The sequence below is a fragment of the [Acidovorax] ebreus TPSY genome (assembly GCF_000022305.1).
GTDB lineage: Bacteria > Pseudomonadota > Gammaproteobacteria > Burkholderiales > Burkholderiaceae_C > Diaphorobacter > Diaphorobacter nitroreducens.
In genome coordinates, this window is record NC_011992.1 from 3,185,510 (window position 1) to 3,203,215 (window position 17,706).

Below are 17,706 nucleotides of genomic sequence, written 5' to 3' on the forward strand. Positions count from 1 at the left end.
AATGTCCTTATTGATTAAGCACTTAGCTGCAGGTATGCAAGTGGTTTATGAAGGCTTGACGCCCCGCGCAACCAGGCATCACAGGATGTATCGGGACAAGTCTTCGTCCTGGCTCAGCGACTGCAGCCGTGCATTCACGTAGCCGGCATCCACCACCACGGTCTGCCCCGACAGGCGCGTGGCGTCATAACTCACCTCGTCCAGCAGCCGCTCCATCACCGTGGACAGGCGGCGCGCACCGATGTTTTCGGTGCGCTCGTTCACCTCGAAGGCAATGTGGGCCAGGCGGGTGATGCCCTCGGGCGTGAAATCCAGGGTGACGCCTTCCGTCTCCAGCAGCGCCTGATACTGCTTGACCAGCGAGGCATGGGTCTGCGTGAGGATGGCCTCGAAGTCCTGCACCGACAGTGAGGTGAGTTCCACGCGTATCGGGAAGCGCCCCTGCAGCTCGGGGATCAGGTCGCTCGGCTTGGCGAGGTGGAACGCCCCCGAGGCGATGAACAGGATGTGGTCGGTCTTGACCATGCCGTACTTGGTGGACACCGTGGTGCCCTCCACCAGCGGCAGCAGGTCGCGCTGCACGCCCTGACGCGAGACGTCGGCGCCGCCGGCCTCCTGGCGCGACGCGACCTTGTCGATCTCGTCGATGAAAACAATACCGTTCTGCTCGGCGTTGGCCAGCGCCCGCGTCTTGACCTCTTCCTCATTGACCAGCTTGGCGGCCTCTTCCTCGACCAGCAGCTTCATGGCCTCGGCGATCTTGAGCTTGCGCGCGCGACGCCGCTCCTGGCCCATCTGGCTGAACATGCCACGCAACTGCTCGGTCATCTCCTCCATGCCGGCCGGGCTCATGATTTCAAACTGCGGCCGCGCATCCGCCAGGTCGATTTCGATCTCCTTGTCATCCAGCTGGCCCTCGCGCAGCTTCTTGCGGAACACCTGGCGCGCCGTGCTGTCGCCCGCGGGATCGCCGGTGCGCGCGGTATCGACGCTGGCGCCGCGCGCCGGAGGGATGAGCACATCCAGGATGCGGTCCTCGGCGGCGTCTTCGGCACGCACGCGCACCTTTTTCATGTCGGCTTCGCGCGTCTGTTTCACGGCCACTTCCACCAGATCGCGGACGATGGAATCCACGTCCTTGCCCACGTAACCCACCTCGGTGAACTTGGTGGCCTCGACCTTGATGAACGGCGCGTCCGCCAGGCGCGCCAGGCGCCGCGCGATCTCGGTCTTGCCCACGCCCGTGGGGCCGATCATGAGGATGTTCTTGGGCGTGATCTCGTGCCGCAGGCTGGCGTCCACCTGCTGGCGGCGCCAGCGGTTGCGCAGCGCAATGGCCACGGCGCGCTTGGCGCCGTTCTGGCCGACGATGTGGCGGTCGAGTTCGGAGACGATTTCCTGGGGAGTCATGGAGGACATGCTGCAGCCTGCCTGTCTTTATGAGTCAAATGAGCCGCTAACGCTTGATAGACAAGCGCAAACAGCTACAAAAAAGATAGCCAACCACACGACGCCTACAACGTCTCGATGGTGTGGTGCATGTTGGTGTAGATGCACAGCTCGCCCGCGATCTCCAGCGACTTCTTGACGATCTCGGCCGCGGGCAGGTCGGTGTTGCTCAAGAGCGCCTTGGCGGCCGAGTGGGCGTAGGCGCCGCCCGAGCCGATGGCGACGATGCCCTGCTCGGGCTCCAGCACGTCGCCGTTGCCGGTGATGATGAGGGACGCGGAATGGTCCGCCACGGCCAGCATGGCCTCCAGGCGGCGCAGCACGCGGTCGGTACGCCAATCCTTGGTGAGTTCGATGGCCGCGCGCGTCAGTTGGCCCTGGTGCTTTTCCAGCTTGGCCTCGAAACGCTCAAACAGCGTGAACGCATCGGCCGTGGCGCCGGCAAAGCCCGCCAGGACCCGCCCCTGGTAGAGCTTGCGCACCTTGCGCGCCGTGCCCTTGACAACGATGTTGCCCAGGGTGACCTGTCCGTCGCCGCCAAGGGCGACCTGGATGCCGTCTGCCGTCTGGCGTCGGACGCTGAGGATGGTGGTGCCGTGGTACTGTTCCATAGCTCGTGCATATGGGGGCGCTGCGCCGCCTTGCAAGCACGGCAGAGCACCTTCTCGGCAACGGCCCCGGAGTGGCAAATAGCCGGTGCGGCCTCAGTTCTTGCGGGGCACCACCCAGGCGTGCTCGTTCACGCCGATCACGTTGAAGAACACGGCGACCAACCGGTGCAGGTTGGTGAACTGCACCACATGCCCTTGCGCCTGCTGGGTGGCCGCCCAGTTCAGCACCGAGCCCACGGCAGCGAAATCGATGCGGATCAGCCGGTCGCAGGCCACGTTCAGCGGCACACCGGGGCGCACGAGAGGCTCCAGCGGCTCCAGGACGGAGGACGCATCCCCCTCGATGTGGCCTTCGAGCGTGGCGGCAGGCCCCTCGTCCACGCCGCCCGGCTGCGACAGCGCGAACCCCGACGCGTACAGCGAGCTGTCGGCCGCCTCGGGCGTGGCCGGTGGCTGCGCACCGTCGTCGCCGCTGTAGCCGCAGCGCGGAGGCACCCACGATGGCGGCGAGACCTCGTAGGTGACGCAGTAGTCCAGCGCGACGAGTTCGAATTCATCGGGCAGCCCCATGAGCCGTAGCGCCGCCATGCGCAGCCGCCACCACTGTGGATCGGCGCCGCGGTCCCCCGACTGGGTGTGGGCCTGCAGGACCCCCTGCAGCGCGGCGGTGCCAACGAAGTGGATCTGCACATCCCGCTCCGCGCAGGCCTCGAACAGCTCGGCCAGCGCGGTGACCGCTGGCAGATCGATCGCGGTCAGCCGCGTCCAGTTCAGGGTCCAGGGCGGCGCGGAACGCGCCAGCGAGGCCTGCAGCGCCGCAATCGATTGCTGCGTGAGGGTGGATTGCGCACTCCAGCTCAGTTCCCTCTGCGGGATGGCGGGTGCACCCACGTCAGGCGTCATGGCCTTCAAACCCAGCTGTTCGGGCAACGAGAACCACAGCGGCGCCGAGCGACCGAAACGAGCGGCATAGTCAATGGCCAGCGCGTCGAAAGGCTCCTGCTGGCCCGTAGCCCGGTACAGGTCAAACAGGGTCATCCAGATGTCATGCTGCTGCTGGGGGTCACTGTGCTGGTGTTGGACCAGCACTTCCTTCAGGCCCGACTCCGCGCCGGCATAGTCGCCATTGGCAAAGCGGATCGCGGCCTCTTCCAGGTCGGGTTCGTGCACGAACTTCTCCGGTTGGGACGGCGCGGGTTGCGGCGCGTCCTCCGCGAGCGGCGGGGGTACGACCACCGGGCTCGCGTCGTGGAACATCGGCTCGACGGCGGGCGCCTTGTCGAGCGTCGGCGGCAGGCTCAGCGGCGCAGTCGGCGCAAAGGCGCGCGCGGGGTCGCCGGCCAGCCCGCTGGAGGCCAGCGCCGCCGCCATGGCCGCGGCCGCAGGCGACGGTTGTCCTGCGATGGGTGCGGCGGCAAAAGCCGCGGCAGCCACCGGTGCGGGTCGCGGCGCGGGGGCTGCGGACGCTGAGGGCAGCGCCGCACCGTCAGGCGCGGGCGCCGCAGGGGTTGGGGCCGGGGTTTCGCCCGACCCTTTGCCTTTCCACCATTGCTGCGACATCTGCGCCTCGATCTCGTCGATCTTCTTGAGCGTGACGGCCCGCTCATCGGGCGAGGTCATGCTGGTCTGGAAGAACGACGTGCGCGCAGTGATGTCTTCAGGGCGCTGGCCGTGCAGGGCCTCGCGCTGGCGCAGCTTGCGCAGCTGATCGAACTCGCGGCGGCGCACGAAATCGTTGCGCCGCTTGCGCTCGATCATCTCCTTGAGCATCTGCTTGCTGTACTGGCTCTCGCGGTCCGCCTCGACCGCATCGAGATCGGACCAGTTGACGGTGGGATTGCGCACGAACCGCACCATCTTGGACAGCAGGCCGCCGGATGTGGTGGTGTCTTCCTTGCTCATGGATGCAAATGGGCGTGCGCAGTGCGGGCGTCTCGCGGTAATCGACCGCTGGATCAGTCACCAAACATTTTCTGCTTGAGTTCGCGGCGCTGCTGCGCCTCCAGCGACAGCGTAGCCGTGGGGCGTGCCAGCAGGCGGCCTACGCCGATGGGCTCGCCCGTCTCGTCGCAATAACCGTAGTCGCCGGCGTCGATGCGCGCGATGGACTGCTCGATCTTCTTGAGCAGCTTGCGCTCGCGGTCGCGCGTGCGCAGTTCCAGCGCGTGCTCTTCCTCGATCGTCGCGCGGTCGGCCGGATCAGGGACCACGACGGTGTCCTCGCGCAGGTGCTCGGTGGTTTCGCCCGCGTTGTTGTGCATGTCCTGCTTGAGCTGAGCCAGCTTGTGGCGGAAGAACGCCAGCTGCTTCTCATTCATGTACTCGCTCTCGGGCATGGCCAGCACTTCGGCATCCGTCAGGTCTTCGGCAGACTTGGTCTTCCAGTTGTTGGCCAGCTTGGGATCTTTCTTGGCGGCCGCCACAGGGGTTTGCAGGGTCGTAGGCATAGTTTGGGTAAAGCTGGCTTCGGGGGCGCCGGGCGCCGCCGCGGTGGCCTTGGATGGTACGGTCAATTGCCCGGAACCGGAAGGAGAAGGCCGGAGGCGCCGCGCGGTTACCGGCGCGGGTTCGTCGCCCGCGCGCTTGGCCTGGGCCGCAGCCTGGGCTTTGCTGGACTGGGCTTTCACTTCCTGTCTCCTCGCAGTTCGGGCTTTTTCCGCCTGCGTGCGGGGCCCAGGGCCCCTCGTGCAGCACGGTGCGAATGGCACGCGCCCCAGGGGGCGTTTTTGCCGGGGCGCGATTGTATAGACCTGCGCTGGCCGAGCGCAAAACGTTGTGGATACCACACAGGCGTAGTGCACTTTACCGCCAGCCACCACGGGTCTCACACCAGGCACTGCTCCAGCCCCTGTTGCAGGATGTCCTGCGGCAGGTCGATGCCGATGAACACCATCTTGCTCTGGCGCGCCTCGCCTTCGGCCCACTGGGGACCCAGGTCGCTGCCCATGAGCTGGTGCACGCCCTGGAAGATCACCTTGCGGTCGGTGCCTTTCATATTCAGCACGCCCTTGTAGCGCAGCATGCGCGGGCCGTAGATATTGACGATGGCGCCCAGGAAGTCCTCCAGCTTGGCCGGATCGAAGGCACGGTCGGCGCGGTAGACAAAGCTCTTGACGTCGTCGTCATGGTGGTGGTGATGCGGGTGCTTGCAGTGCTCGTCATGCTTGTGCTCATGGCCATGGTCGTGGCCGCCGTGCTCGCCGTGCGCATGGCCATGACCATGGTCGTGCTCGTGTTCGCAGTGCCCGTGGTCATGGTCGCAATGGCTGTGGTCGTGCGCGTCTTCTTCCTTCAAGAAGTCCGGGTCGATGTCCAGCTTGGCGTTGAGATTGAAGCCACGCAGGTCCAGCACCTCGGCCAGCGGCACATCGCCAAAATGCACCGCGCGGATGGGCGCGCGCGGGTTCATGTGCTTGAGGCGGTGGATCAGGTCGTTCTTTTCCTCCTCGCTCACCAGGTCGGTCTTGGACAGGAAGATCTGGTCGGCAAAGCCCACCTGCCGGCGTGCCTCCTGGCGGTCGTCCAGCTGCTGTTGGGCGTGCTTGGCGTCCACCAAAGTAATGATGGAATCGATAAGATAGGTCTCGGCGATCTCATCGTCCATGAAAAAAGTCTGCGCCACGGGGCCGGGGTCGGCAAGCCCCGTGGTCTCGATCACCACGCGGTCGAACGCCACCAGCCCCTTGCGGCGCTTGGCAGCCAACAGCTGCAGGGTTTCGCGCAGATCCTCGCGGATGGTGCAGCAGATGCAGCCGTTGCTCATCTGCAGAATCTGCTCTTTGGACTCGGTCTTGAGGATGTCGGTGTCGATGTTTTCCTCGCCGAACTCGTTTTCGATCACGGCGATCTTCTGGCCGTGCATTTCGGACAGCACGCGCTTGAGCAGCGTGGTCTTGCCGGAGCCGAGGAAGCCGGTGAGGATGGTGACGGGAATCAGGGCCATGGGTCGCTTTCCGTGGAGTGCAAACGCAAAACGGCGGCCTGGACGACCGCCGCATGGGAATCGAATTTCAGTGTACAGAGCCTGTCAAGACCTTCGCGCCCGCAGCGTCATGCCGGCTTGCGCATGATGGCCAGACCCTTGAGGTACTCGCCCTCGGGGAACTCCAGCGTCATCGGGTGGTCGGGCGCGCCGGCCAAGCGCCCCAGCACGTAGCCGTCCACGCCCGCATCCGCACCCGCCGAGGCCACGATCTTGTGAAACAGGTCGGCGCTGATGCCGCCCGAGCAGGAAAAGGTATACAGCACGCCGCCCGGCTCCAGCAGTTGCAGCGCGAGGCGGTTGATGTCCTTGTACGCGCGCGCCGCACGCTCGGCATGCGCCGCCGTGGGGGCGAACTTCGGCGGGTCGAGCACGATGGCGTCAAAGCGCCGCCCTTCGGCCAGGAAGCGGCGCAGGGATCCATTCACGTCGGCATCCAGAAATTCGGCCCGCGCCGCGTCAAACCCGTTCAATTGCACGTGCGCCCGCGCACGCTCCAGCGCGGGGCCGGAAGAATCGATGGACGTGACCTGCCCCGCGCCGCCGGCCAGCGCCGCCACCGTGAAGCCGCCCGTATAGCAATAGCAGTTGAGTACACGCTGCAGGCCCAGGCGCTGCACCGTGCCAAAGAAATGGTGCCGGCTGTCGCGCTGGTCGAGGTAGAAGCCCGTCTTGTGCCCTTCGGCAATATCGAGCGTGAGCCGCCAGCGATGCTCGCGGATCGTCAGCTCCTGCGGCCCCTGCCCGCGCAGCCAGCCGGTGGCCGGCGCCAGGCCTTCCAACTGGCGCACGCTGGCGTCGGAGCGCTCGTACAGGCGCGACAGGCCTGTCGCCTGAAGCAGCGCATCGGCGATGACGGCCTTCCAGCGCTCCGTGCCCGCGCTGGTGAACTGGGCCACCAGCGTGTCCTCGTAGCGGTCCACGATCAGCCCCGGCAGCCCATCGGATTCGCCATGGACCAGCCGCACGCCATTGCTTTCAATATAAAAACGGCCTCTAGCGCTTATGGATCGGGCGCAAGCAGCTATAAAAAAAGAAGCATCGATGCGCTGCTTCTCGTCAAAGCTCCACACCCGGGCACGGATGCGCGACTGGGGGCTGAACGCTGCCCAGGCAAGAAACTGGCCCTCCGCCGACTCCACCCGCACCGTCTCGCCGCTGTCGCCGCCGCCCTTGGCGATGGCACCTTCAAAAATCCAGGGATGGCGGCGCTGCAGCGAACGCTCCTTGCCGGGTTTCAGTCGAATGGTTTTCATCCCTGGATTGTGCGCGCGCGGGTGAGCGCTTTTGTCGCACCGGCCGGACGCAGAGCGTGCGGGACCAGGCTACCGCCCGCCGCCGCCCACCTAGGGCTTGCGCCGCGCGCGCGGGTGCGCCGCGTCGTACACCCGCGCCAGGTGCTGGAAATCCAGCCGCGTGTAGACCTGGGTGGTGGTGATGTTGGCGTGGCCCAGCAGCTCCTGCACGGCGCGCAGGTCGCCACTGGACTGCAGCAGGTGGCTGGCGAACGAGTGGCGCAGCATGTGCGGGTGCACGGGCGTGGTCAGGCCCGCCACCTGGCTGCGCTGGCGCAGGCGCAACCAGACGGACTGCGCCGTGAGCCGCGCGCCGCGCCGGCCGATGAACAGCGCCGGCTCCAGCCGCGCCGCGCCCGCGGCGCCAAACGGCAGCGCGCGCTGCGCCAGCCAGGCCTGCAGGGCCGCGGCGGCGGCACGGCCCACGGGCACGCTGCGTCGCTTGGAGCCCTTGCCGAAGACATGCGCCTCGCCCGCCTGCAGGTCCACCCAGCCGCGCCCCTGCTGGTGCGCGGCGGGGCTGGGCGCCACGTCCAGGCCCACCAGTTCGCCCACACGCAGGCCGCAGCCGTAGAGCAGCTCGACGATGGCCGCGTCGCGCGCCTCCAGCCAGGGGTCGGCGCCCGTCTCTTGGTGCTCGGCCAGGCGCACCGCTTCGTCCACGGGCAGGGCCTTGGGCAGGGGCTTGGGCGCCTTGGGCGCGCGCACGTCCTGCACGGGGTTGTGCGGCACCAGCCCCTGGCGCGCGGCCCAGGTGTAAAAACCCCGCCAGCCCGAGAGGATGAGCGCGATGCCGCGCCCGCTGCGCCCGCCGGCATGCATCTGCGCGACGAAGCGGCGGATGTGCGCGCTGGTCAGGCGCAGCAGCGGCAGATCCACGCCCGCGGCCATGGCGGCCAGGCGCTGCAGGTCCAGCGTGTAGAGCGTGAGGGTGCGCGCGGCCAGGCGCTTTTCCACGCGCACATGCTCCAGGTACTGCAACGCCTCAGGCGGCAGGTGCAGGGCAACTGGCGTACCGTTCATTTGCTACTGAATAAGAAGCTTCTTGCGCTTGATGCGTGGTGTTTTCAGGCAAAAAACCTACGCAAACCCTTATCCATTCAGCGCAAGCCGCTCACTTTTTCATCGCATGCGCGACAGTGCCGAGCTGGCAAGCTCGGCCATGCGCGAGAGGAATTCCGTGCCCATGGTGGCCTCGAAGCGGTGCGGATCGTGCGAGCCCAGCACGATCAGGCCGAAGGCCGGCTGGTCGGCGCTGTCGATCGCGCCTTCGCGCAGCGGCAGCAGCGCCAGCGACTGCACCTCGCCCGCCTCGGGCAGCCAGGCCGTGGCCTCGAAACCCAGGTTGGGCCCGCAGAACGGCATGGTCAGCGACGAGGCGAACAGGCGCAGGTCCTCGCTCACCGGCTGGGTGGCGACGAGGCCCGCGTGCTCGGGCGCGACGTTCCACACCCGCAGCGCGACCTGTGGCACGTCGAACAGCGTGCGCAGGCCGTTCTCCACGGCGCGCGGCAGGCGGGCCGCATCGCGCACGGCGGCCACCTCGCGCGTCCACTGGTGGATCTTCTGGGTGATGGCGGCGTTCTCGGTACCGTGGCGCACCATCTCCATCACGCGGTGTTCCAGGCCCTTGATCTTCTCGCGCAGCATCTCGGCCTGGCGCTCGTGCAGGCTCACGGCGCGCTGGCCGTGGGGGCTGGCGATGGTGACACTGGCCAGCAACTCGGCATGGCGCTCGAAGAAGCCCGGCGTGTTCGCCAGGAAGTGCGCGATGTCGTCTTCGGTGATGGGGGATACGGGAGAGGAAGAGGTCATAAAGCGTCCGGAATGTCGATCTCGCCTTCGAAGACGGTGGTAGCGGGGCCGGTCATGAACACGGGGTCTTGCAAGCCGCCGGCCCAGTCGATGGTGAGCAGGCCGCCCCGCGTGTGCACCTGCACGCGCGCATCCAACAGCCCCAGGCGGATGCCGGCCACCACGGCGGCGCAGGCGCCCGTGCCGCAGGCCAGCGTCTCGCCCGCGCCGCGCTCGTACACGCGCAGGCGCACTTCACCACGGTTCACGATCTGCAGGTAGCCCGCGTTCACGCGCTGGGGAAAGCGCGGGTGGCTTTCGATCAAGGGACCGGTCTGCGCCACGGGGGCAGTGTCCACATCGTCGACCAACTGGACGGCGTGCGGGTTGCCCATGGACACCACTGCTACTAATAGCGTAGCTTCTGACGCCTGTCCATCAAGCGCCAGAGGCCATTTTTGGCCTGAACCTTGCGACACGGGCGCGAGGCCCGTGGTGTCGAACGGCACGCGCGCCGGCTCCAGCTCGGGGCGGCCCATGTCCACCGTCACACGGCCGTCGGCGGTCAGGTGCGGGGCGATGACGCCGGCCATGGTCTGCACGCGGATCGTGTCCTGCGCGGTGAGGCCCTTGTCGCGCACATAGCGCGCGAAGCAGCGTGCGCCGTTGCCGCACTGCTCCACCTGGCCGCCGTCGGCGTTGTGGATCACGTATTCGAAGTCGATGCCCGCGCCGGGCGAGGGGCGCACGGTGAGGATCTGGTCGGCGCCCACGCCGAAGTGGCGGTCGGCCAGAAAGCGGTACTGCGCGGGCGTGAGCCCCAGGCGTCCCTGCGTCTCGTCAAGTACCACGAAGTCGTTGCCCGCGCCCTGCATCTTGGTGAAGCGGATGTGCATGGCGCGATTATCCGCCGCATGCGCGCGTCGCCTGGGTGCAACCACGGGGAAACCCCGCACGGCTGACATCCGAGTTTTTTGCTCGGCTATTGATTTCGATCAGCCCGCCCTGGGCTGCATGGGGAGCATCCGGGGTTCCCGCCGCGCCGCCCTGCCGGCAGCGGCGGGCCACGATAACGACAACGGAGGTGCGATGACCCTGACGATGGATGTACTCGACCGGCTGCATGCCGCCGACCCGAATGCCGCGACGGAACTGGTGCAAGACAGCGCCGACGCCGTGGCGCTCATCGAACTGCTGGAGATGCTGTGGAACTGCGGCATTCCGCGCGCGCCGCAGTTGCTGGAGCCCGTGCTCCAGCGGCTGCTGCAGCTGCGTCCCACGGATTGAACACGTCCGCCGCGGATGCGGTTCGGCCGGCATGGGCAGGTTGTCCCTTTGATCGCCCCAGAAAAGAGAGAGCGAGGCCACCATGACTCTGACCGTTGACGTACTTGACCGGCTGCACGCCGAAGACGTTGCCACCGCCACCCATCTCGTGCAGCGCAGCGCCGACGGCGCCGCGCTGATCGAGCTGCTGGAGATGCTCTGGAGCGTGGGCATCCCGCGCGCCAAGCCGCTGATCGGCCCGGTGCTGGAGCGCCTGTCCCAGCTGCGCCCGCTGCAGGGCTGATGGCGGGCGGCGTGCGCCTGCCGATAATGCGCCGATGCCACGCCTGAGCCAACAACTACACCCCCACCGCGAACCGGTCACCCCCCTTCACGCGGCCACCGTGCTGCTGCTGCGCGATGCGCCCCAACCCGGCGGCGGCAGCACGCTGCAGGTGCTGATGACGCGCCGCTCCGACAAGGCCAGCTTCGTGCCCGGCGCCTACGTGTTCCCCGGCGGCGGCATCGAGACGCAGGACGCCGACCCCGCCACCCACGCCCTGGCCGACCACCGCCCGGCGCAGACCGCCGCGCGCCTGACCGACGCGCTGGCCGCCATCCGCGAAAGCTTCGAGGAGCTGGGCGTGCTGCTGGCGCGCCACGGCGACGGCCGCTGGGCCGGGGCCGACGACATCGCCGCCATCGCACGCCAAGCACCGGCCGGCACCACGTTCGCCGCGCAATGCGCCGCGCGCGGCCTGCGCCTGGCGGCCGACCGCGTGTACTGGCTGGCCCACTGGACGGCCGACCGCAATTTACCGAAGCGCTTCGCCGTGCCCTTTCTCGTCGCGCGCATGCCCGAGGGGCAGGAGCCCGTGGCCGACGAGTCCGAGCAGTTCGAGCCCGTGTGGGTGAGCCCGGCCGACGCGCTGGCGCGCCACGAGGCGGGGCAGTTCTTCATGATCTTCCCCACCATCCGCACGCTGCAGCGCCTGGCGCAGTTTGCGGACGTGGACGCCGTGCTCGCCGCCGTCGCGCACGAGCAGCCTCTGTGGGTCAGCAGCCCGCGCTCGGGCCTGCTGGGCGGCAAGGAGGCGCGCTTCATGGAGGACGAGGCGCCTTTCGGCGAGCTAGCGCTGGTCACGCCCACGGGCCGCGGCGAGCATGCGCTGGACTGGCAGAGCGAGACGCCCGTGCCGCTGCTGAAGAACGTGCAGCGCCTCACCGCCCCCAACCCCGGCGTGATGACCGGCCCCGGCACCAACAGCTACCTGGTGGGCGACCCGGCCACGGGCTACATCGCCATCGACCCCGGTCCGGCCGACACCGAGCACCTGGACAAGCTCTGGCGCGCCGCGGGGGGGGACATCCGCATGATCGTGTGCACCCATTCGCACCCCGACCACTCCCCCGGCGCCGCGCCGCTGCAGGCGATGTGCGTGCGCGCCGGGCGCGCCGCACCGCCCATCCTGGGACTGCCCTCGGCGCCCACGGCGCGTGCAGCCAGCCAATTCACGCCCGACCGTTCGCTACAAGATAATGAGCTTCTCACGCTTGCTGGACAAGGGCCGGATGGCGAAATCACCCATACCCTGCAGGTCATCCACACGCCCGGCCATGCAGCCAACCATCTGTGCCTGCTGCTGCGCGAGGACGGGCTGCTGTTCTCGGGCGACCACATCCTGAACGGCAGCACCACGGTCATCGACCCGCCCGACGGCAACATGGCGGACTACCTGGATTCGCTGGACCGGCTGGACGCGCTGTGCGCCGAGCACGGCGCCGAATTCATCCTGCCCGCGCACGGCTACGTGCTGGGAGGCCCGGAAGATGGGGCGCGCACCGCCATCGCACGCCTGAAGGCCCACCGCCTGGCGCGCGAGGCCAAGGTGCTGGCCGCCATGCAGGCCCAGCCCGAAGGCAGCATGGACGACTGGGTGCGCCTGGCCTACGACGACGTGCCGCCGCGCATGTGGCCCATCGCGCAGCGCTCGCTGCTCGCGCATGTGGAGCGCATCCGCATGCTGGAGCCCGGCAATGACTGAGTCCAGCCATCCAACGGACGCGGTGCGCCTGTCCAAGCGCGTGGCGCAGCAGTTCCAGTGCTCGCGCACCACGGCAGAGCAGTACATCGAGGGCGGATGGGTGTCGGTGGACGGCCAGGTGGTCGAGCTGCCCGGTGCGCGCGTGGCGTCCGCGCAAAGCGTGGTGCTGGCGCCAGACGCCAATCTGATGGAGCTCACCCCCGTCACCCTGCTGCTGCACAAGCCGCCGGGCTACGAGGCGGGGCTAGGCCTGGTCACTGGCGCGACGCACGGCGCACCGGGCGCGCACGGCAGCCGCAGCCAGGGCGCGCCGCAAGCCGTCACGCTGCTCAACGCGCAGTCGCACCTGCCCGAAGACGCCGCCGGCACGCGCGTGCTGCTGCGCCATTTCAAACAGCTCGAATGCTTCACGCCGCTGCCCACCGAGGCCAGCGGCCTGGTGGTCTACACGCAGGACCGGCGCGTGGCCCGCAAACTGCAGGAAGACATCGAAACGCTGGAACAGGAGTGCATCGTGGAGGTGGCAGGCCAGATCGCGGACGGCGGCCTGCAAAAGCTCTGCCACGGCCTGAGCTTCAACGGCCGACCGCTGCCGCCCATCAAGGTCAGCTGGCAAAGCGAGACACGCCTGCGCTTCGCGCTCAAGGGCATCCGCCCCGGCCAGATCCCGGCCATGTGCGAAGCCGTGGGCCTGTCCGTGCGGGCCATCAAGCGCATCCGCATCGGCCGCGTGCCGCTCGCCAAGGTGCCCCAGGGGCAGTGGCGCTACCTGCAACCGTGGGAGCGGTTCTGAGGTCCGTGGCCCAAGCCTGAATTGCTACTCTAAACATAGCTGCTAGCGCTTTATTGACAACCGATACAGCCATTCTTAACAAGAAGATACAGCACTCCTAGTGCTGCGCTACACTGCGCGCCAACAACCACCAGAGAGGGAAAAACCATGGACGTCCAGGTATCGTCCGAGCGCGCGCGGGCGCGCTCTGGGCTGCGCTCGTCCTTCGAGTCACAGGACATCGAGCCACACACCATGCGCTTCACGGGCAGCGGCGGCGAGTACTTCCGCGTGTGGATCGTGAACGTACTGCTGAGCATTCTGACGCTGGGCCTGTACACCCCCTGGGCGCGGCGGCGTACGGCTCAGTACTTCTACGGCCACACGCTGGTGGCAGGCAGCCCCCTGGAATTCACCGCGCAGCAGCGGCGCATGGTGGTGGGCTTCGTCGTGCTGCTGCTGCTCACGGTCGCCTACCAATTGGCCGTCAACACGGGGCAGGACACGGCCGTGGGCCTTTTCATCCTGGGCGGCGCGGCCCTGTCGCCGCTGATCTGGGGCAGCGCCATGCGCTTTCGCCTGGCCAACACGCGCTGGCGCGGGCTGCGTCTGCAGTTCGCGGCGAGCTGGCGCGAGGTCTACACCGCCAGCTGGCCCGTGTTCGCTCTGGCACTGGTGTGGCTGGGCGTGTTCTGGGGCCTGCAGTCCCTGGCCCCGGCCGCGGTGGTGAACGAAGAAACCGGCCGCAAGCTGCCCGAGGTCACCGCGCCGCTGATAGGTCTGGTGGCACTGGGCCTGCTGCTCACGGTGCTGTGCATCATCCGGCTGGAGTTCAACTACCGCAGCCTCCTGGTGCTGCGCTCACGCATCGGCAACGAGGCCGGCCGCTGGAAGCCCGTGTACATGGATTTCGTGAAGCTGTGGCTGGCCACGCTGGCGGTGTTTCTCGTCTCGCTGCTGGTGCTCGTCGCGCTGGTCGCGGGCCTCTTCACGGGCTCGCTCGGACTCGTGTCCAAGCTGGGCAAGGGCGGGATGGGGCTGGGCATCTTCGTGCTGATCATGGCGGCCTTCGTGGGCGCGCTGCTGGCGATGATGCTGGCCACCGCGCCGGCACGCGCCTATCGCGAGGCCGCGCTATTTCGCCTGACCTGGAGCAACATCGGTGTGAGCCGCATCGCGCGCTTCAAGTGCAACCTCAGCACGGGCGGATATGTGCTGCTGCGGCTGCGCAACATGCTGCTCACGGTACTGACGCTGGGGTTCTTCCGCCCATTCGCCATGGTGAGCGAATACCGCATGAAGCTCGAATCCGTCACCGTCCATGTCAAGGGCGGCGTGGACCAGGTGGCGGGGCGCCTGGGCCGGCAGCAGCCGGGCGGCATCGGCGACGCGCTGGCTGATGCGGCGGGCCTGGACCTGATCGGATGACCGGCCGCCCCAAAACACCTTCGCCCGACGCCCCCTCGCGGAGACGTCATTGACGGGCATGGTGCTCGCCCATTGGTTCGACGGGCGCAGCAGCCGACCGCGCGCGGTGCAGGTGCGGCTGCTGCCCGCGCCCGACGGCCCCGCGCTGGAACTGCATGTGCCCGGTGCGCCGCCGCGCCGCTTTGCCCACCGCGCCGTGGCCTGGCCCGAGGCCTGGAACGCCCGGCGTCCGCAACCAAAACTCGTGGTCGATCTGGGCGACGACGGTAGCCTGGAGATCGACGACCCCGCCGCCTGGCAGGCCGCGCTGGATGCGGCCGGCCACCGGCCGGGGCTGGCGCAGCGCATGCAAACGCGCTGGGGCGTGTTTGCCGTCGTCCTGGTGCTGGCCGTGGCCGGCTTGTTCGCGTTCTACCGCCACGGCACGCCCTGGCTGGCCGCGCAGCTCACGCGCCATGTGCCGCTGGCCTGGGAGGTGGCGCTGGCCCAGAGTGCGCTGGCGCAGATGGACGCGGGCACGCTCAAGCCCACCACGCTCACACCTGCGCGCCAAGCCGCGCTGCGCGCACGTTTCGATGCGCTGCTGGCCGCTTCGCCCGCGGCGCTGCAGCGGTATGGCGGTTACGCGCCGCACTACACGCTCGCGTTCCGCTCCGGCCTGGGGCCCAATGCCTTCGCCTTGCCCGGCGGCACGGTGGTGATGACCGATGCGCTGGTGGAAACCGCCCGCGCGCAACACCTGGAAGACGACGCGCTGGTGGGCGTGCTGGCGCACGAGATCGGCCATGTGGCCCACCGGCATACCACGCGCATGCTCGTCGAGCAGGGGGTGCTGCAGGTGGGGCTGGGGCTGGCGCTGGGTGACGTGTCCGGCCTGGTGGCCACGGGCAGTTCGTTGCTCACGGGCCTGGCCTACAGCCGCACCCATGAGCGCGAGGCCGACTGCCACGCGCTCGCACTGATGCGCCATGCCGGCCTGCCCACCGCACCGATGGGCGATCTGCTGTTGGCCATGCTGCGGGACGAGGATTCCACAACCCCCTCCCCGCAGGCCGGCAAGGCCCCGTCCACGCCCGAGGACCCGCCGCAATCCCACGGCCTGTGGACGCTGCTGAGCACCCATCCGGACACGCTGGAGCGCGCCACCGCGCTGCGCGCCGGCCGTGCGCCGTATTGCTCCTGAGTGCTCCTGAAAAAAGAGCTGCCAGCGCTTGACTGGCAAGGGCTGGCAGCTGTTTTGGCATAAAAGTGTGAAGCGCGCCGATAAGCCGGATTCTGTGCACTGCGGTTGCCCGCAGCGTGACCGCCATTAATCTGGGCCGGGTGTCACCACCACGGCTCGGTGCTACCTACCCGCCAGCTCCGCGGAACCACGTCAACGCTGGCCTACTTGGTATTGCTGCGCGTAGAGATTGCCCGTTTCACCCCCAGTGGTCTGCCTTCGCAGGCACTCCCCCGGGACTCGTCTCTGTTGCTCTGATCCTCACCTCACGGTGGGCAGCCGTTAGCTGCTACGCTGTCCTGTGCAGTCCGGACGTTCCTCCAGTGCCTGGTTTCCCAGATTGCACCAGCGGCGGTCTGGCGTGCTTCACGGACGCAATTATCCGCGTTTCTCCGCTGTGGCGCGCGGCCACGCGCTCAATGCGCGGGCAACAACTGGAAGATGTTGTAGGCGATGAGCAGCAGCGCGCCCACGATGCCCACCATCATCAGCGCCGGGCCCCAGCGCGACTCGCGCGCCGAGAAACCGATCAGCATCAGCGCACAGCTCGCGGTGAGCATGAGCATGGTGGTATGCAGCAAGGTCATGGCGCAGGAGGGAAAGTGAAGACGAGACCATTGTCGCGCGCACACCCTACTGATGGCACAGGCAGGCGCGCACGCGCCGGCAAATCTTGATGCACATCAATCGAGCCGGCCCACAGGCGGACGATTCACGCCGGCGCCATATCCACAGCGGGAATATCCATATCGCGACGCCGCTGAACGACTCCCCCACAATGGACGCCTCTCCCGCTTTGCCGGATTCCCGCCCTCTACCCTGGAGACACCATGCGAGTCGACAACATCCTGCACACCATCGGCAACACCCCCCATGTGCGCATCAATCGCCTGTTCGGCGCGGGTGCCAACGTGTGGGTGAAGTCCGAGCGCGCCAACCCCGGCGGTTCCATCAAAGACCGCATCGCCCTGGCGATGGTCGAGGCGGCCGAGCGCAGTGGCGCGCTGCAGCCAGGCGGCACCATCATCGAGCCCACCTCGGGCAACACCGGCATTGGCTTGGCGCTGGTAGCGGCCGTCAAGGGCTACCAGCTGGTGCTGGTGATGCCTGACAGCATGTCCATCGAACGCCGCCGCCTGATGCTGGCCTACGGCGCCCGCTTCGACCTCACGCCCAAGGAAAAGGGCATGAAAGGCGCCATCGCCCGCGCGCAGGAACTGGTGGCCGCGACACCCGGCAGTTGGATGCCCCAACAGTTCGAAAACCCGGCCAACGTCGAGGTGCACATGCGCACCACGGCGCAGGAAATTGCCGCGGACTTCCCCGACGGGCTGGACGCACTCGTCACCGGTGTGGGCACGGGCGGGCACATCACGGGCGTGGCGCGCGTGCTCAAGGCGCAGTTTCCGCAGCTCAAGGTGTTCGCGGTGGAGCCTTCGCAATCGCCCGTGCTGTCGGGCGGCCAGCCCGGCCCGCACCCCATCCAGGGCCTGGGCGCGGGCTTCGTGCCGCAGATCATGGACACCAGCCTGCTGGACGGCGTGATCCAGGTCGAGGCCGAGCCCGCGCGTGAATACGCCCGCCGCGCCGCGCGCGAGGAAGGTCTGCTGGTGGGCATTTCCTCCGGCGCCACACTGGCCGCCATTGCCCAGAAGCTGCCTGAGTTGCCCGCGGGCGCGCGGGTGCTGGGCTTCAACTACGACACCGGCGAACGCTATCTGTCGGTCGAGGGTTTCCTGCCCGCCTGACACGCCTGGCGCACGTTTTCGACAAGGCCCCGCAAGGGGCCTTTTTTATGCCTTGCCGCCAACGCAACGACGCGGCATGTTCACGCACCGGCAT

General features: G+C 67.9%; 17 protein-coding genes and 1 other RNA gene. 7 read left to right on the top strand and 11 right to left on the bottom strand.

The features are described from left to right. Positions 1 to 78: 78 nt before the first annotated feature. From hslU to dapF, 9 genes are all read right to left on the bottom strand, one after another. Positions 79 to 1,419 (bottom strand): ATP-dependent protease ATPase subunit HslU, encoded by a 1,341-nt coding sequence (gene hslU / locus DTPSY_RS14965; protein WP_015914270.1) that lies wholly within the window; start codon positions 1,417 to 1,419, stop codon positions 79 to 81. 95 nt (positions 1,420 to 1,514) lie between these two features. Beyond that, complete coding sequence (hslV, locus tag DTPSY_RS14970; protein WP_015914271.1) at positions 1,515 to 2,060, bottom strand: ATP-dependent protease subunit HslV; 546 nt, start codon at positions 2,058 to 2,060, stop codon at positions 1,515 to 1,517. 93 nt (positions 2,061 to 2,153) lie between these two features. Then, on the bottom strand, positions 2,154 to 3,962 hold the full coding sequence (locus tag DTPSY_RS14975) for an STAS domain-containing protein (RefSeq protein WP_015914272.1): 1,809 nt from the start codon (positions 3,960 to 3,962) through the stop codon (positions 2,154 to 2,156). A gap of 53 nt (positions 3,963 to 4,015) precedes the next feature. Next, positions 4,016 to 4,861, bottom strand: a complete 846-nt coding sequence (gene dksA / locus DTPSY_RS18700; RefSeq protein ID WP_228403853.1) for an RNA polymerase-binding protein DksA — start codon at positions 4,859 to 4,861, stop codon at positions 4,016 to 4,018. Positions 4,862 to 4,884: 23 nt separating this feature from the next. Beyond that, the gene (locus DTPSY_RS14985) at positions 4,885 to 6,003 is read right to left on the bottom strand and encodes a CobW family GTP-binding protein (protein ID WP_015914274.1); all 1,119 of its coding nucleotides are present in this window, start codon (positions 6,001 to 6,003) and stop codon (positions 4,885 to 4,887) included. A gap of 107 nt (positions 6,004 to 6,110) precedes the next feature. After that, on the bottom strand, positions 6,111 to 7,298 hold the full coding sequence (locus DTPSY_RS14990; protein WP_015914275.1) for a class I SAM-dependent rRNA methyltransferase: 1,188 nt from the start codon (positions 7,296 to 7,298) through the stop codon (positions 6,111 to 6,113). Between the two features lie 90 nt (positions 7,299 to 7,388). Then, positions 7,389 to 8,360 (bottom strand): tyrosine-type recombinase/integrase, encoded by a 972-nt coding sequence (locus tag DTPSY_RS14995; RefSeq protein WP_015914276.1) that lies wholly within the window; start codon positions 8,358 to 8,360, stop codon positions 7,389 to 7,391. 99 nt (positions 8,361 to 8,459) lie between these two features. Further along, positions 8,460 to 9,152 (bottom strand): DUF484 family protein, encoded by a 693-nt coding sequence (locus DTPSY_RS15000; RefSeq protein WP_011806781.1) that lies wholly within the window; start codon positions 9,150 to 9,152, stop codon positions 8,460 to 8,462. After that, the gene (gene dapF / locus DTPSY_RS15005; RefSeq protein ID WP_015914277.1) at positions 9,149 to 10,027 is read right to left on the bottom strand and encodes a diaminopimelate epimerase; all 879 of its coding nucleotides are present in this window, start codon (positions 10,025 to 10,027) and stop codon (positions 9,149 to 9,151) included. Before dapF ends, DTPSY_RS15000 begins: the two co-directional genes overlap by 4 nt. A gap of 193 nt (positions 10,028 to 10,220) precedes the next feature. Between dapF and DTPSY_RS15010 the strand changes: the two genes are divergently transcribed. From DTPSY_RS15010 to DTPSY_RS15035, 6 genes are all read left to right on the top strand, one after another. Beyond that, a complete protein-coding gene (locus DTPSY_RS15010) occupies positions 10,221 to 10,418 on the top strand; it encodes a hypothetical protein (protein WP_015914278.1) in 198 nt (65 codons plus the stop codon). Positions 10,419 to 10,500: 82 nt separating this feature from the next. Then, positions 10,501 to 10,701, top strand: coding sequence for a hypothetical protein (locus tag DTPSY_RS15015; protein ID WP_011806784.1), 201 nt, complete (start codon positions 10,501 to 10,503; stop codon positions 10,699 to 10,701). A 34-nt stretch (positions 10,702 to 10,735) separates the two neighbouring features. Then, on the top strand, positions 10,736 to 12,442 hold the full coding sequence (locus DTPSY_RS15020; RefSeq protein ID WP_015914279.1) for an MBL fold metallo-hydrolase: 1,707 nt from the start codon (positions 10,736 to 10,738) through the stop codon (positions 12,440 to 12,442). After that, positions 12,435 to 13,235 carry an rRNA pseudouridine synthase gene (locus DTPSY_RS15025; protein ID WP_015914280.1) on the top strand — a complete coding sequence of 267 codons (801 nt, stop codon included), beginning with the start codon at positions 12,435 to 12,437 and terminating at the stop codon, positions 13,233 to 13,235. Before DTPSY_RS15020 ends, DTPSY_RS15025 begins: the two co-directional genes overlap by 8 nt. A 147-nt stretch (positions 13,236 to 13,382) precedes the next feature. Continuing rightward, positions 13,383 to 14,642, top strand: a complete 1,260-nt coding sequence (locus tag DTPSY_RS15030; protein WP_015914281.1) for a YjgN family protein — start codon at positions 13,383 to 13,385, stop codon at positions 14,640 to 14,642. 58 nt (positions 14,643 to 14,700) lie between these two features. Beyond that, positions 14,701 to 15,825: a M48 family metallopeptidase gene (locus DTPSY_RS15035; RefSeq protein ID WP_015914282.1), complete on the top strand. Its 1,125-nt coding sequence runs from the start codon at positions 14,701 to 14,703 to the stop codon at positions 15,823 to 15,825. A 65-nt stretch (positions 15,826 to 15,890) separates the two neighbouring features. On the opposite strand, the gene rnpB is transcribed toward DTPSY_RS15035, so the two are convergent. Beyond that, positions 15,891 to 16,232: RNase P RNA component class A (gene rnpB, locus DTPSY_RS17815), an RNA gene on the bottom strand. Between the two features lie 48 nt (positions 16,233 to 16,280). Continuing rightward, the gene (locus DTPSY_RS18580) at positions 16,281 to 16,451 is read right to left on the bottom strand and encodes a hypothetical protein (RefSeq protein WP_015914283.1); all 171 of its coding nucleotides are present in this window, start codon (positions 16,449 to 16,451) and stop codon (positions 16,281 to 16,283) included. Positions 16,452 to 16,694: 243 nt separating this feature from the next. Here DTPSY_RS18580 and cysK point away from each other — a divergent pair, with 243 nt between their 5' ends. Next, positions 16,695 to 17,612 carry a cysteine synthase A gene (gene cysK, locus DTPSY_RS15040; protein WP_011806815.1) on the top strand — a complete coding sequence of 306 codons (918 nt, stop codon included), beginning with the start codon at positions 16,695 to 16,697 and terminating at the stop codon, positions 17,610 to 17,612. The last annotated feature ends 94 nt before the right edge of the window (positions 17,613 to 17,706 follow it).